This is a genomic window from Oerskovia sp. NPDC057915, assembly GCF_042887685.1.
Lineage (GTDB): Bacteria > Actinomycetota > Actinomycetes > Actinomycetales > Cellulomonadaceae > Oerskovia.
Genome location: NZ_JBHVOS010000019.1, coordinates 1 through 15,273 on the forward strand (window position 1 = coordinate 1; position 15,273 = coordinate 15,273).

The window sequence follows — 15,273 nt, forward strand, 5'->3', positions numbered from 1 at the left end:
GCGTCGGCGCGCCCGCGCGGGCCCTGCTCCGCGGGGGGGGGCCCCCCCCCCCCCACGGGTCTACCTCGGCGAGAAGGCTCAGAGGCCGAGGCGCTCCTTGACCTGGACGAGCGACGGGTTGGTCGCCGCGGTGCCGTCCGGGAAGACCACGGTCGGGACGGTCTGGTTGCCGCCGTTGACCTGCTCGACGTACGCGGCGCTCTCCGGGTGCTCCTCGATGTTGACCTCGGTGTACCCGATGCCCGCCGAGTCGAGCTGGGTCTTCAGGCGACGGCAGTAGCCGCACCAGGTCGTCGAGTACATGACGATCGATCCGGCGTCGGGGGTGGTCGGGGCCGTGGCCATCGGTGCTCCTTCGTTCGCGGGGCCCGGCCGTGCGCGCGGGCCGGCAGGCCGGGGTGCGAGACCCGGGGTGCTGCCGTCGTGGCCAACGCCCGCGCGTGGCGGGTTGTTCCCGGGGCCCGTCCGGCACGTCGCACCGAGCACCCGGTCCTGTGGAGGGTGGCGCCCCGTGTCGGCGGGGGCTGAGAGAATCGTCGGGATGCCGAACGAGTCAGCGGACCAGATCCTCGAAGCCCTCGACCCCGACCAGCGTGACGTCGCCCTCGCGCTGCACGGGCCCGTCTGCGTGCTCGCGGGCGCGGGCACGGGCAAGACCCGAGCCATCACGCACCGCATCGCGTACGGGGTCCGGACGGGGGTGTACACGCCCACGAGCGTCCTGGCCGTGACGTTCACGGCCCGCGCGGCGGGCGAGATGCGCACGCGGTTGCGTGAGCTCGGCGCCACGGGCGTGCAGGCCCGGACGTTCCACGCGGCGGCCCTGCGCCAGCTCAGCTACTTCTGGCCCAAGGTCGTGGGCGGTGCGCCGCCACGCATCCTCGAGTACAAGGCTCCCGTCGTCGGCGAGGCCGCCCGGCGGCTGGGGCTCGGCGTGGACCGGATCGCCGTCCGCGACCTGTCCTCCGAGGTCGAGTGGTCCAAGGTCTCGCTCGTGACGGCCGACGACTACGTGAAGGCGTGCGCGGCGATCGACCGGCCGGCGCCTGCGGGCTACGACCACCAGACCGTCGCACGGCTCATCGCGTCCTACGAGGAGGTCAAGACCGAACGCTCGGTCATCGACTTCGAGGACGTCCTGCTCATGCTCGGCGACATGCTCTCGTCGCAGGGCGCCATGGCCGACGAGGTGCGCCGCCAGTACCGCCACTTCGTGGTCGACGAGTACCAGGACGTGTCGCCGCTCCAGCAGTTCGTGCTCGACCAGTGGCTGGGCGGGCGCAAGGAGCTGTGCGTGGTGGGCGACCCGTCGCAGACCATCTACTCGTTCACGGGCGCCACACCCCACCACCTGCTCACGTTCCCGAAGAAGTACCCCGGCGCCCAGGTCGTCAGGCTCGTCCGCGACTACCGGTCCACGCCCCAGGTCGTGACGCTCGCGAACCAGCTCCTGGCACGAGCGGGGCGTCGCGGGGGAGCGCACCAGGCGCTCGAGCTCGTCGCCCAGCGGCCGTCCGGGCCACCGGTCGCGTACGTCGCGTACGACGACGACGAGGCCGAGGCCAAGGGCATCGCCGCGCAGATCGGCCGGCTCCTGGCCGCGGGGACGCGCGCGAGCGAGATCGCGATCCTCTACCGCACCAACGCCCAGTCGGAGGGTTTCGAGCAGGCGCTCGCCGACGCGGGGATCGCCTACCTCGTGCGGGGCGGCGAGCGCTTCTTCCAGCGCAAGGAGGTCCGTGACGCGATCGTGCTGCTGCGTGGGGCGGCCCGGTCCGCGGACCCGCAGGTCCCCATGCCGGAGACGGTCCGTGACGTGCTGATCACGGCGGGCTGGGCGAACGAGCCGCCGTCGGCGCGTGGTGCCGCGCGCGAGCGGTGGGAGTCCATGCAGGCCCTGGTCGCCCTGGCCGACGACGTCGCGCGCGTCGCGCCGCAGGACGCGCCTCCCACGGTGGTCTCGTTCGTCGCGGAGCTCGACGAGCGTGCCTCGGCCCAGCACGCGCCCACGGTCGAGGGGGTCACGCTCGCGTCGCTGCACGCGGCCAAGGGCCTGGAGTGGGACGCGGTCTTCCTCGCCGGGATGAGCGAGGGCCTCATGCCGATCTCGCTCGCGGAGACGGACGAGGCGGTCGCCGAGGAGCGCCGCCTGCTGTACGTGGGCATCACGAGGGCGCGTGAGCACCTGCAGGTGTCGTTCGGGCGCTCGCGCAACCCCGGTGGGCGTGCGTCGCGTCGTCGCACGCGCTTCCTCGACGGCCTGTGGCCCGACGACGAGCAGTCGCGTGCTCCGCGTCGTAGCCGTGCGAACCAGAACAAGGTCCATCTCACGGGCGAGTACGACCAGGCGCTGTTCGAGCAGCTGCGCGAGTGGCGGTTGTCGGTCGCGCAGGAGACGGACAAGCCGGCGTTCACGATCCTGGTCGACGGCACGCTCGCGGCGATCGCGGAGACCCGGCCGGCCTCGGTGCCGGACCTGGCGAGGATCAACGGGATCGGGCCGGCCAAGATCGAGAAGTACGGCGCGACGCTGCTGGACATCGTTGCGCGCTCCGAGGGCTGATTCCGGCGTGATCACGGGCTTCTTCGGGGCAGGAGAAAACTCGTCGAAAGAAGTTCGTTAAATAAGTTGTGCGTCCTTCCGAGGGCGGCATATGGTTCAGGAGTCCTTGTAGGAGAGACGCGCGCCGAGAGGCGGGCGTTCGACGGAGATGGGAGGTGGGCTTGGTGAAGCAGATCCTGACGGCGAGCCCGACACACGTGTCGGCCGATCCGATCAACCGCGCACGGCGCGGCGGATCCCTCGTCATCCGCCCCGTTCCCGACTCCGCACTGAGGACGTCGTCGGTCTAGTCACCGACGCACCCTTCTCAGGCCGCGGAGTCCACCTGGACCCGCGGCCTTCGTGTTTCTCCGAATGCGATCGTCTTCCCCGGTCAGCCGTCCACCATCCCCGGACGCCACGACCACCTGCGGGTCCTGTGACAAAGAAGTTCACACGCAGATCAGGACATCACTGGAGGACATCGTGCGGCTCACCGCGCTGCTCGACAACATCACTGCCCAGGGCGGATCCGGCCCCTGGACACCCCACCAACCCCTCACCACCCCTCTCGGTTCCTCGGACGCGGCCGAGTTCGACCGGCTCCTCGCCGGTCTGCTGCCCTGCCGCACGAACGACCCCGAGCTCTGGTTCGCCGAGCAGTCGACGCAGGTCGAGCAGGCCAAGGCCCTGTGCCAGGCCTGCCCGCTCGTCGCCGGTTGCCTGGCGGGCGCGATCGAGCGCCAGGAGCCCTGGGGAGTCTGGGGCGGCGAGGTCTTCGTCGACGGAGCCGTCGTCGCCCGCAAGCGTGGGCGTGGCCGGCCGAGCAAGGCCGAGGTCCTCGCCCGCCAGGCGGAGGAGGCGGCTCGGGCCGCCGCCCGTGAGTCGGAGGACTCCGTCTCCGCGTCATCGGCGGCCTGACGTGGCTGCCGCGACCGTCAGGTCCGAGCACCCGCACCGCGGGTGGCTCACCACCTCGCGCAACCTCGGCACGGCATCGGGAACGGCGATCTCGATGCAGGCCGTGGTTGCGCGGGGTGTCAGCCCGTCGAGGTGCGCGAGCACCTGGCTCGCGGCGATCGCCGCGCCGACGGCCGCCAGCGTGGTCTCCTCGACGTCGAGGACCTCCCGCTGAGGATCCCGTAGCTGGTCCGCGAGCTGCGGCCACTGCGGGTCGAGGTCGGCGCGATGCCCCTCGACGCACCGGACGCACGGCGTCCTTCCCGGTCGGACGAACGGTCCGACCACCACGTCCGCCTCCTGCACCACGACGGGCAGGTGCGAGGTCCCGTCGCCCGTGAGCCGCCCGTACCTCTCGGGGCGCAGCACGCGGTGCTCGACCACGACCGCGACGTCCGGGCGCGTCTCGGACGGAGACACCCACCGCGAGGCCGCGACCTGACGGCTGCGGATCTCTGGCGCGACGTCGGTCAGGACACGACCTGCCGCGTCTCCTCGCGTCCGCCCCACGTCCCGTGCCCGGTAGCCGCCGAGCCCGACGTCGGTCGCCTGGACCGGTGCGGCGTCGTCGAGCAGGAGCGTGCCCACGCCCGCCGTGGCGAGCACGACCGCGATCCCGAGCCCCAGCCTCCCCAGCCCGGCCACACCGACCGTGGCCTGCGCGCGGCGGGCCATCGTCGCCAGGCCGCTCCCGTCTGGACGCAGCAGCGCGAGGGTCGGGGTGTCGGCCCGGCCGTGCGCGGGCGCCACGACTTCGCGGAGGCTCCCGTCGGGTGGCCCGACGACGAGCAGCGCCTCGTGCAGGTGGCGCACGATCGCACGCTGGCGCTCGGGTGTGACGTCGTACCGGCCCGTCGGTGCGTGCAGGAGGGCCCGCCCGGACCGGTGATGCTCGAGGAGCCAGGCGGTCTCGTGGTCTTCGAGGCCGCTGAGGAGCACGCTCCACCGCTCGTCGGTGCCGTACTGGAGCACCCCGTGGTCCCGGCGGAGCACGACCGTCCCTGGCCGGAGGCGCACGGGGAAGAGGGCGTCGTCGTCCATGGGTTCTCCTCGGCTGGTACGGGACCTGCCGGACCAGTCTGGCGACCTGAGAGCGCGGACCGGGGTTCTCCACAGGTCGGTCCTCCTCGCCAAGACTTGACCAGTTCTCGACGATTCCGCGCACGCGAGCGGGGGAAGCGTCGGCGTGGTCTATGGCATATGTCACGCGGACCCACTACGGTCTGTGCCGTGGCCTACGAAGCCGAGCCGGGCGCCGCGAAGAGCGCCGAGACGTACGTCGAGGTACGCCGGAGCCGTCGACGCAAGAGCACGGTCAGCGCCTACCGCGACGGGGACCGCACGATCGTGTCCATCCCCGCGCGCTTCACGCGCGCCCAGGAACGCGAGTGGGTGCAGCGCATGCTGGACCGGCTCGCGGACAAGGAACGGCGTCGCAGGCCCTCCGACGACGAGCTCGTGGCCCGTGCGGCCGAGCTGTCCGCCAAGTACCTCGACGGCAGGGCGCACCCCACGAGCGTGCGCTGGTCGAGCAACCAGGGACGCCGCTGGGGGTCGTGCACCCTGATCGACGGCAGCATCCGCATCTCGACACGGGTCCAGGGCATGCCCGAGTGGGTGCTCGACTACGTGCTGCTGCACGAGCTCGCCCACCTGCTGCACGCCGGGCACGGGCCGGGGTTCTGGGCGCTGCTCGATGCCTACCCGCGGACGGAGCGGGCCAAGGGATTCCTCGAAGGGGTCTCGTTCAGCCGTGACGGCGGGCCGCCCGAGGGTCCCGAGGTGCCCGACGACGTCGAGAGCCCGCCGCCTCACGTCGAGATCGAGGCTCACCCGGCGCTGCCGCGCGCCGCGACGGGCACGGCCGGCACACCCGAGGACCCCCCGAGGCCGACGCCCGACCGGCACGCGGTGCCGGCCAGGCGGGTCGTGCAGGGACCTGAGAGGGAGCCCGCCCGCTAGCCGCGAACGGACCGTCCTCGTGCGCGCGGACCGTGCTCGTGCGCGGGCGGACCGTCAGCCGCGGGGCGTGCCGTCGGGCTCGTCCTCGGTGTCGTCCGTCGGTCCGGCCGTGCCCTCGGGGCCCGGAGAGCCCTTCGAGTCCTCGGCCTCGCTGAAGATGTCGGCGAGCGCCTTGTCGAGGTCGCTCTGCTCCTCCTGCACCTCGGTGCGCCGCGTCTGGTAGCCGGCCGGGTCGTCGAGGTCGAGCGGGCTGGGCAGCAGGTCCGGGTGGTCCCACACCCCGTCGCGGGCGTCGGCCCCGCCCTGTGCCGCGATGAGCGCCCACAGCGTCGCGGCGTCGCGCGACCGGCGAGGACGCAGCTCCAGGCCCACCAGCGTCGAGAAGATCTGCTCGGCGGGGCCGCCGGCCGCGCGCCGCCGCCGGAGCATCTCCCGCAGCGGGACCGCGTGCGGGAGGTGGGGGAGCGCCGCCTGCGCGCTGACCTCGTCGACCCACCCCTCGACCAGGGCGAGCGCGGTCTCCAGGCGCAGCAGGGTGGCCTTCTGCTCGTCCGTGTTCTGCAGGCCGAACACGCCGCCGGACAGCGCGCGCTGGAGCGCACCGGTGTCCGTGACGTCGATGTCGGAGAGCTGCGACTCGAGCGCGTCCAGGTCGATCGTGATGCCGCGGGCGTACGCCTCGACGAGCCCGAGCAGGTGCGCGCGGAGCCAGCTCACGTGCGTGAAGAGCCGGGCGTGCGCCGCCTCGCGCAGGGCGAGGAAGAGGCGGACCTCCTCGACGGGGGCGTCGAGGCCCTCGGCGAACGCCGCGACGTTGGTGGGCAGGAGGGCCGTCGCGGGCTCGTCGAGCAGCGGGAGCCCGATGTCGGTGACGCCGAAGACCTCGCGGGACATGGTCCCCGTGGCCTGGCCGATCTGCATGCCGAACACGGCGGAGCCGAGGCGGCGCATCATCTGTGCGGGGTCGAAGTCCATCCCGAGCGCCCCCGCCGGGAGCCCGGGGAGGCCCAGACCGGCGTCGGGACCGTCACCCCCGCCGGGGAGCTGGTCGCGCAGCACGGTCGACAGCGCGTCCGCGACCGAGGAGGCCACGGGGGCCGCGAGCGCGTTCCAGGCGGGGAGGGTCTTCTCGACCCACTCGGACCGGCTCCAGGCGTAGCGCTTGCCGCCGGCGGGCGGCAGGTCCGTGACGGCGTCGAGCCACAGCTCCGCGACCGACAGGGCCTCGGTCGCCGAGCGGACCTGCGCGGGCGTCAGCGACGGGTCGCCCTCGGCGACGGCGACCTGGCGGGCGATGTCGTGCGCGACGTCCGTGTTGACCGGGCCGTTGCCGGAGCTCGCGAGGAGCCGCTGCACCTGCGCGAGGACGTGCTTCATGGTGGCGGGATCGTTGCTGAGGCCGCTTCCTGCGGCCAGGGCGGCCGGGTCGAGGCCGCGGGCGCGCAGCTCGCGCAGGGCCTCGTCGGCGTCCGCGCCGAACATGGAGCGCAGGAGCTCTTCCCACTGCGCGTCGGGCTGGTCGCCCGCGCCGGAGGCGAACTCGTCGGGCGGTTGGCTGCTCATCGGGGTCTCCTCGGGATAGCGTCAGGAATCACCGTAACCACATTCGAGGACGGACGAGGGGGGTCGAGGCATGTCGGAGGGCCCGGTTCGCTCACGGCGCAGCGCCGACGACGCTCCGGTCGCGGACGTCCACGACCAGCCGGAACCCCGAGGGGACGGCGCGGCCGTCGAGACCGTCGTGGTGGGCGAGGGCCGCGTCGCGGCGCTCCTGCGCGCCGCGCTCGGGGGACGTGGGCCGGAGAACGCGCCGGCGGAGCCCAACGACCTCTCGGCGCCGTGGATCGAGGGTGCACGGACGCTCGTGGTCGTGGCGCCCGCGGGGGAGTTCGGCGTGAGGGTCGTCAAGGGCGGGACGAGACGCACGCACCTGGTCGAGCAGGCGGCGCGCGTGGCACGGGTCGCCGCGAGGCACGGGATCGAGCAGGTCGTCGCCGTCACGTCGGCGACCGTGCACGGCGCGAGCGCCGACCGCCCGGTCATCGAGGACGGCGACCCCGTCTCGCCCGACGCGGCGGGCTTCGTCGCGGACCTGGTGGCGTTCGAGGAGGCCCTGGTCGAGGAGCTCGCTGCCGCGTCGGTCGGGTCCTCGCCGCGCCCCTCGGACGCGGACGCGCCCGAGGGCTCGCGGCCGGCGGGGTCGGCGGTCCGCCTGGCGGTCCTGCGCCCAGCGATGATCGTCGGCCCGGGCGTCGACACGATCCTGACGCGGCACTTCGAAGCCCCGCGGCTCCTGACCGTCAAGGGCAGCGACCGGCCCTGGCAGCTCCTGCACACGGACGACCTGGCCTCGGCGGTCCGGGTCGTCGTCGACCGGGGGCTGTCGGGGACGTTCACGGTCGGTGCGCTCACGGACGGTGAGCCCGACGTCGTCACCCCGGCCGAGCTCGTCGAGCGCACCGGGCTCGCGAACGTGACCCTGCCCGCCGCGACCGCGTTCGGTGCGGCCGAGCGCCTGCACCGGGTGGGCGTGCTGCCGTCCCCGGCGAGCGACCTGGCCTACGTGGTCCACCCGTGGACGGTCACGGCCCGCGGCCTGCACGCGGCCGGCTGGGAGCCCGCCTGGTCGAGCGCCCGGGGCGTCGACGTCCTCATGGAGGGCGTCCGAGGGCGCATCGCGCTCGGCGGACGCCGCGTGGGTGGGCGGGACGCTGCCGCGCTCGGTGCGGCGGGGGCTGCGGTGGCGCTCCTGGGCACCGCGGCGATCTGGCGTCAGGCCCGACGGCGGTGAGTCGCCACGCGTCGTGAGGTCCCCTCGCGTGCTGCCCGGCCCGCGCGCGGGGCGCACCCGCGGCCTGCGGTGAGCGGCGCCGTCGGGCAGGGGCAGGGGGCTCTCGGCGGACCGCCAGCGAACGTCCAGGATTCTCGGGGATGATAGCGACGTGACAGAACCGCTCTCCCGCGAACCGTACGAGCCCGCAGGGGCTGCCGACCCGTTCGGCCCCGCACCGGACGAGGACTACACGCCCCCGCCCGTGACGCGACGCTCGCTCACGCTCGGCGTCTCCGTGCTGGCCACGACCCTCCTGGTCGCGGGCCTCGCCGTCATGCCCGCGCCGTACGTCGTGCGCTCGCCGGGACCCACGCAGGACACGCTCGGTGCGCAGAACGACCAGGACCTCATCCAGATCGAGGGTGCCGAGACGTACGACTCGACGGGCGAGCTGCTGCTCACCACGGTGTCGGTCGCGGGCGGGCCGGGGTACCCCGCGAACCTCGTCCAGGTCGTCGAGGGGTGGGCCGAGCGGTCGCGCTCGGTGCGCCCCGTCGAGGAGACGTTCCCGCGCGACGTGACCCAGGAGCAGAGCGAGCAGGAGAGCCAGCAGGAGATGCTCTCCTCGCAGGAGACGGCGACCGTCGCGGCGCTGACCGAGCTCGGCTACGAGGTGCCCGCGACCCTCACGATCCAGGGCGCCGCGAAGGACACCGGCGCGGAAGGGGTCGTCGAGGCCGGGGACGTCATCACGACCGTGGACGGCAAGGACGTCGTGACGTACCAGGACCTCATCGACGAGCTCGCGACCGTCACGCCGGGCGAGGACGTCGTCCTCGGTGTCGAGCGCGCGGGCGAGGCCGTCGACCTGACGATCACGACGCAGGAGTCCGACGGCAAGGCGATCCTCGGGGTCTTCATCGACCCGGCCTTCGACCTCCCGGTCGACGTCTCGATCCAGATCGAGGACATCGGCGGCCCCAGCGCGGGGACCATGTTCGCGCTCGGGATCATCGACCGGCTCACGCCCGAGGACGAGGCGAACGGCACCGTGATCGCGGGGACCGGGACCATGAGCGTCGAGGGGAACGTGGGGCCGATCGGCGGCATCCAGCAGAAGCTCTACGGCGCCGTGCGCGACAAGGCCACGTGGTTCCTCGCGCCCGCGTCGAACTGCGACGAGGTCGTGGGCAACGTGCCCGAGGGGCTGAACGTCGTCAAGGTCTCGACGCTCGAGGAGGCCCGCGACGCGATGGTCGCGATCGGCGCGGGCGAGGGCGAGAGCCTGCCGACCTGCACGTCCTGAGCCTGGTCGCGCCGCACGGCCGAGGGGCCTGACGACCATGTCGTCCGGCCCCTCGGGCGTCTCCCTCGCAGGTGGCTCTGCTCGCGCGGCTCGCAACGGCCGCGGACGGCCGCGGACGGCCGCCCGGCGGTCACTCGAACGTCGCGCGCAGACCCTCGACGAGGCCCGGCACCAGGTCCGGGCCGAACGCGACGTCGTCGCCGTCGTCGTTCGCGCGCGTGCGGACCGCGCACCACGGGGTGCCGTCGCGCAGGACGCCGACCGCGAGGCGGACGTCCTGGCGGTCCGGGTGCGACGACAGGTAGGCGAGGGCGGCGGCCGGGTCGGTGGGCAGGCCCTCCTCGGCCGACGGGGGCAGGATGACGCGCTCGGCGACGATCGCGGCGCCGTCGACCGTGTCTGGCCACGAGATCCCCGCGAGCAGCTCCTCGAGCGTCTCGACGTCGGGCAGGCCCTCCTGCTCGACCGAGACCAGGTGGTCCGGGATGCCGCGCGCCGCAGTCACGACCTCGGGCGGGAGGCGGTCGGCGAGGCCCGGGTCGGCGGACATCGCGTCGGCCGTGCGGACGAGCGCGAACACGCGCGGGGGCGCGTCCCAGCCGTCGGCGGCGACGTGCGCCTCGACGTCGCGCACGGCGTCGGCGAGCGCGAGCTGCGCGAGGGGGACGATGGGGGCGGGGGCGTCGTCGGGGACGCCCGCCTGGGCCTGCGAGGTGCTCGGGGCGGGCTGGTCAGGAGCGGAGGAGGTCGTGTCTGCCATGCCCCCAGCATCTCAGGCCCGACGGCGTCGGCGCAGTCGGCGGGTCGTGGCCAGGTACGTGTGGGAACCTGGAACCGCTGTGGGCCGTTGACGAGATGGACGGCCTGTGGCCTGATCCTGTCGAGACCGTGGACCGCCTGTGAATCCGGTGGTCGTGGGCCCGGCGAGGACAGGTACCGACGCCTGACGACCTGACGCTCGACCGAACGCAAAGAGGTAAGCCCACCGTGTCATTCGCCGCAGCGCCACGACGCCCTTCGGGGCCCGAGGCCGGCTCCCGCAGACGACGCAGCCCGCTCGGCATAGCCGTTGCCGTCGTGGCTGCCCTCGTCCTCCTGCTGTTCCTGCTCGCGCAGTTCTGGACCGAGGTCCTCTGGTTCACCCAGCTGGGCTTCGAAGGCGTCCTGTGGACCGAGTGGGGGACCCGTGCGGCGCTGTTCGTCGGCGGTTTCCTCGTGATGGGCGGACTCGTCTTCCTGTCGCTGTCGCTCGCGTACCGGTCCCGCCCCATCTACGCGCCCTCGACGCCCGAGCAGGCCACGCTCGACCAGTACCGCGAGGCGATCGAGCCGCTGCGCAAGGTCGTGACGATCGCGGGCCCCGCGCTCATCGGCTTCTTCGCCGGTGCGGCGGCGTCCTCGCAGTGGAGCACGGTGCTCCTGGCGCTGAACTCGGTGCCCTTCGGCACCAAGGACCCGCAGTGGGGCCTGGACATCTCGTTCTTCGTCTTCACGCTGCCGGTGCTGCGCTTCGCCGTGGGCTTCCTCATGGCTGCCGTCATCATCGCGGGCATCGGCGCGCTGGCGACCCACTACCTCTACGGCGGGATCCGCATCGGTGGCGGTGCGGGCAGCGGCCCGCGCACCACGAAGGCGGCACGCGTGCAGCTCTCGGTCACGGCCGCGGTGCTCATGCTGCTCATCGGTGCCAACTACTGGCTCGACCGGTACTCGCTCCTGACCACGACGGGTGACAAGTTCGACGGCGCCTCGTACGCCGACGTCAACGCCGTCATCCCGTCCAAGGCGATCCTGACGGGCGTCGCGATCCTCGTCGCGCTGCTGTTCGTGGCGACCGCGGTCCGCGGCAACTGGCGCCTGCCCGCGATCGGCGTGGGGCTCATGGTCGTCTCCGCGATCGCGATCGGCGGGATCTACCCGGCCGTCGTCCAGCGCTTCCAGGTCAACCCGAACGCTCAGGAGTTCGAGGCCGAGTACATCCAGCGGAACATCGACGCGACGAAGACGGCCTTCGGGCTCGACGGGGTCGAGGCGGCCAACTACGACGCGAAGACCCAGGCCGAGGCCGGTGCGCTGCGCGCCGACGCCGACACCACGGCGTCCATCCGCCTGCTCGACCCGCAGATCGTCAGCCCGACGTTCCGCCAGCTCCAGCAGAACAAGCAGTATTACAACTTCCAGGAGACCCTCTCGGTCGACCGGTACATGATCGACGGCCAGAGCCGCGACACCGTGATCGCGGTGCGAGAGCTCAACCTCGAAGGCCTCGGTGCGAGCCAGCGCAACTGGGTCAACGACCACACCGTGTACACGCACGGGTACGGCGTCGTGGCTGCGTACGGCAACCAGATCGGCCCCGGCGGCCAGCCCGCGTTCTACGAGGGCGACATCCCCTCGGTCGGTTCGCTGCCCGAGTACGAGCCGCGCATCTACTTCAGCCCGGACTCGACCCAGTACTCGATCGTCGGCGCGCCCGACGGCACCAAGCCGTGGGAGTTCGACTACCCGGACGACGAGGCGGGCGGCCAGGTCAACAACACGTTCGGCGCGGAGGACGGGGCCGTCGCAGGCCCCAGCGTCGGCTCGTTCGGCAACAAGCTGCTCTACGCCCTGAAGTTCGGCTCCGAGCAGATCCTGTTCTCCGACCGCGTGACGACCGACTCGCAGATCCTGTACGACCGCTCGCCGCGCGACCGCGTCGCCAAGGTCGCGCCGTACCTGACGCTCGACGGCAAGGTCTACCCCGCCGTCGTGGACGGCCGGGTCAAGTGGATCGTCGACGGGTACACCACGACGAACTCCTACCCGTACTCGGCGTCCCGTCCGCTCGACGAGGCGACGCAGGACACACTGACGGTCAACTCGCAGTCGGTCGCGGCGCTCGCGCCGCAGCAGGTCAACTACATCCGCAACTCGGTCAAGGCCACGGTCGACGCCTACGACGGTTCGGTCGACCTGTACGCGTGGGACACCGAGGACCCGATCCTGCAGGCGTGGGACAACGTCTTCCCGACGTCGCTCAAGCCGATCTCCGAGATCAGCGGCGACCTCATGAGCCACCTGCGCTACCCCGAGGACATGTTCAAGGTCCAGCGCGCGCTGCTCACGAGCTACCACGTCGACGACGCCCGCGAGTTCTTCTCCGGTCAGGACTTCTGGAACGTCCCGCGCGACCCCACCGTGCGCGGCACCGGCACCAAGCCCTACCAGCCGCCGTACTACCTGACGCTGCAGATGCCCGGTCAGGAGAACCCCGCGTTCTCGCTCATGACGACGTTCATCCCGGGTGGTAACTCCGACCGAGAGATCCTCACCGGGTTCCTCGCGGTCGACGCCGAGGCAGGGAGCACCGCCGGTGTGAAGGCCGACTCCTACGGCAAGCTCAGGCTCCTCGAGCTGCCACGCAACGCCACGGTCCCTGGACCGGGGCAGGTGCAGAACACGTTCGACTCGGACCCCACGGTGTCCAACGAGCTGAACATCCTCAGCCGCGGCAACTCGACCGTGATCCACGGCAACCTGCTCACGCTCCCCGTGGGCGGCGGTCTGCTCTACGTGCAGCCCGTGTACGTGCAGGCGTCCGAGGGCACCAAGTTCCCGCTGCTGCGCAAGGTGCTGGTCAGCTTCGGCGACCAGGTCGGGTTCGCCGACACGCTCGACGAGGCCCTCAACCAGGTCTTCGGCGGCGAGTCGGGGGCGTCGGCAGGTGACGCCGGCGGTGAGGTCGCGCCGGTCATCCCGACCGACGGCGAGACCCCGCCGCCCACGGACGGCACCGACACCGGGACGGGCACCCCGGCGCCCGTCACGGAGAACCCCGAGGCGCGCGCCCAGCTCGACCAGGCGCTCCAGGCCGCCAGCCAGGCGATCAAGGACGGTCAGGCCGCCCTCGCCGAGGGTGACTTCGCCGCCTACGGCGAGTCCCAGGAACGCCTGCAGACCGCGCTCGAGTCGGCGATCGCCGCCGAGGAGTCGCTGGGCACCGCGACCCCGTGACGCGGGCGTGACCGCTCACCCCCTGGGGTGAACGAGACGACGGACGCCGCTCCTGACCTGAGGGTCGGGGGCGGCGTCCGTCGTCTGTGCGGGTCTACCCCGCCGAGGGTGGCGTGCGCGCCCGCCGACGGTGACGCTCTGCCGCGCCGAGGGTGACGTGCACACCCGCCGAGGGTGACGCTCTGCCCCGCCGAGGGTGACGTGCCAGCGCGCCGACGGTGACGCCCTGCCCCGCCGAGGGTGACGTGCACACCCGCCGACGGTGACGTGTGCGCCTGCCGACGGTGACGCTCTGCCCCGCCGAGGGTGGCGGCGCACCCGTCGACGGCGACGTGCACACCCGCCGACGGTGACCGAGAGCCCTTTGGCGTCACCCTCGACTGCTGAGTCGGTCACCCTCGGCGCGCTGGCACGTCACCCTCGGCGTCCCGGTACGTCACCCTCGGCGGTCAGGAGGGTCACCGTCGGCGCGCTGGCACGTCACCCTGGGCAGGCGGGAGCGTCACCGTCGGCGTCCCCGGACGTCACCGTCGGCGCACCAGTGCGTCACCCTCGGCGATCGAGGGGGTCGCCCTCGGCGGGTGCGTTTGTCATTTGCCGTCCATCAGACGAACATGGGGCCTCATGACCAGTGCAACCGTTTGCAGCAACGCTTACATCGTCGAGGGAACGCTCGGCGCACTGCCGACGGTGACGCTCGTCCACCCCTCCGGAGCGGAGCTCGTGGTCGCCCTGCGCGGTGCGACGGTCCTCGCCTGGCGGGCACCGTGGGGCGGGTCATCCTCGACGTCGCACGACCTCGTCGACCTCCTCGACGGGTACGCGACCGAGCAGGCGCTCCTCGCCCAGGACGCGACCCGGTCCGGCGTGATGTTCCCGTTCGCGAACCGCATCGCGGACGGCACCTACGCGTTCGACGGCGTCACGCACCACGTCCTGCCCGTCGCCCCGGGAGAGACCCAGACCATGCACGGGTTCGCGCGCGTGCTCGACTGGGAGGTCGTGCACGACCTCGACACCGACAGCGGGGACGGTCCCGTCGCCCTGACCCTCTCCGCGGCCGTCGCGAGCGGCGACTTCGCCGGCTATCCGTTCGACCTCGAGACCCGGATCCGCTTCGAGCTCACCGAGCGGGCCCTCGACGTGACCTGGTCCTTCCGCAACGTCGGCCGGAGCGCCGCGCCCGTCACGGCGGGCTGGCACCCGTACTTCCGCATCCCCGGGCACGGCACGATCGACGGCCTGGAGCTCCACGTCCCGGCCCGTGCGACGGTCGCGACCGATGCGGGCCTGCTCCCGCTCGACGGCGAGGCGGCCCGGGTGGTGCGAGACGTCGTCGGGCCGGTGGCTCTTGCCGGGACCAGCCTCGACACCGCGTTCGTCGACCTCGTGACCGACGCGGACAGGCGTGCGCGCACGCGCGTCCTCGACCCGTCGACCGGTGCGGGCCTCGAGCTGTGGCAGGAGCGCGGCAACATGCACGTCTACACGGGTGACGGCCTGAGCGAGCGGGCGCGTGCGTCGATCGCGCTCGAACCCGTCGAGAGCCTGACGAACGCGTTCAACCGCGACGACTGCGCGCAGGACGTGCGGCTCGAGCCGGGGGAGGAGCGCGTGTTCCGCTTCGGGGTCGGGATCGTCGCTCCGCACCGCTCCTGACAGGTGCCGGGGCGCACGATTTGGCGCCTCGGCCCATCTCCCGTAAGGTTGGGTTCACCGACGCGGGGTGGAGCA

General features: G+C 72.7%; 10 protein-coding genes and 1 pseudogene. 7 read left to right on the top strand and 4 right to left on the bottom strand.

Annotation, left to right across the window (positions count from 1 at the left end):
• Positions 1–78: 78 nt before the first annotated feature.
• On the bottom strand, positions 79–345 hold the full coding sequence (locus ACFVQ3_RS13445; RefSeq protein ID WP_377676341.1) for a mycoredoxin: 267 nt from the start codon (positions 343–345) through the stop codon (positions 79–81).
• 196 nt (positions 346–541) lie between these two features.
• Here ACFVQ3_RS13445 and ACFVQ3_RS13450 point away from each other — a divergent pair, with 196 nt between their 5' ends.
• Both ACFVQ3_RS13450 and ACFVQ3_RS13455 read left to right on the top strand, forming a co-directional pair.
• Complete coding sequence (locus ACFVQ3_RS13450) at positions 542–2,563, top strand: ATP-dependent DNA helicase UvrD2 (RefSeq protein ID WP_387639815.1); 2,022 nt, start codon at positions 542–544, stop codon at positions 2,561–2,563.
• Between the two features lie 465 nt (positions 2,564–3,028).
• The gene (locus ACFVQ3_RS13455) at positions 3,029–3,463 is read left to right on the top strand and encodes a WhiB family transcriptional regulator (protein WP_138825243.1); all 435 of its coding nucleotides are present in this window, start codon (positions 3,029–3,031) and stop codon (positions 3,461–3,463) included.
• Here the strand turns inward: ACFVQ3_RS13455 and ACFVQ3_RS13460 are convergent.
• On the bottom strand, positions 3,449–4,543 hold the full coding sequence (locus tag ACFVQ3_RS13460) for a ThiF family adenylyltransferase (RefSeq protein ID WP_387639820.1): 1,095 nt from the start codon (positions 4,541–4,543) through the stop codon (positions 3,449–3,451). The genes ACFVQ3_RS13455 and ACFVQ3_RS13460 overlap by 15 nt on opposite strands.
• A gap of 159 nt (positions 4,544–4,702) precedes the next feature.
• Between ACFVQ3_RS13460 and ACFVQ3_RS13465 the strand changes: the two are divergent.
• Positions 4,703–5,296: pseudogene (locus tag ACFVQ3_RS13465) on the top strand (SprT-like domain-containing protein); the annotation flags it as partial.
• A gap of 222 nt (positions 5,297–5,518) precedes the next feature.
• On the opposite strand, the gene ACFVQ3_RS13470 reads toward ACFVQ3_RS13465, so the two are convergent.
• The gene (locus tag ACFVQ3_RS13470; protein WP_387639822.1) at positions 5,519–7,027 is read right to left on the bottom strand and encodes a zinc-dependent metalloprotease; all 1,509 of its coding nucleotides are present in this window, start codon (positions 7,025–7,027) and stop codon (positions 5,519–5,521) included.
• 70 nt (positions 7,028–7,097) lie between these two features.
• Between ACFVQ3_RS13470 and ACFVQ3_RS13475 the strand changes: the two genes are divergently transcribed.
• Together ACFVQ3_RS13475 and ACFVQ3_RS13480 are read left to right on the top strand one after the other, a co-directional pair.
• Positions 7,098–8,255 carry a nucleoside-diphosphate sugar epimerase gene (locus ACFVQ3_RS13475; protein WP_387639825.1) on the top strand — a complete coding sequence of 386 codons (1,158 nt, stop codon included), beginning with the start codon at positions 7,098–7,100 and terminating at the stop codon, positions 8,253–8,255.
• A gap of 151 nt (positions 8,256–8,406) precedes the next feature.
• On the top strand, positions 8,407–9,543 hold the full coding sequence (locus ACFVQ3_RS13480) for a PDZ domain-containing protein (protein ID WP_387639827.1): 1,137 nt from the start codon (positions 8,407–8,409) through the stop codon (positions 9,541–9,543).
• A gap of 130 nt (positions 9,544–9,673) precedes the next feature.
• Here ACFVQ3_RS13480 and ACFVQ3_RS13485 read toward each other — a convergent pair whose 3' ends face one another.
• Positions 9,674–10,303: a PPA1309 family protein gene (locus ACFVQ3_RS13485; protein ID WP_387639829.1), complete on the bottom strand. Its 630-nt coding sequence runs from the start codon at positions 10,301–10,303 to the stop codon at positions 9,674–9,676.
• A gap of 227 nt (positions 10,304–10,530) precedes the next feature.
• On the opposite strand from ACFVQ3_RS13485, the gene ACFVQ3_RS13490 reads away from it, so the two are divergent.
• Entirely contained in the window at positions 10,531–13,539 is a 3,009-nt protein-coding gene (locus tag ACFVQ3_RS13490; protein WP_387639832.1) for a UPF0182 family protein, read from the top strand.
• Positions 13,540–14,163: 624 nt separating this feature from the next.
• Positions 14,164–15,198: an aldose 1-epimerase gene (locus ACFVQ3_RS13495; protein ID WP_387639834.1), complete on the top strand. Its 1,035-nt coding sequence runs from the start codon at positions 14,164–14,166 to the stop codon at positions 15,196–15,198.
• Positions 15,199–15,273 lie beyond the last annotated feature (75 nt).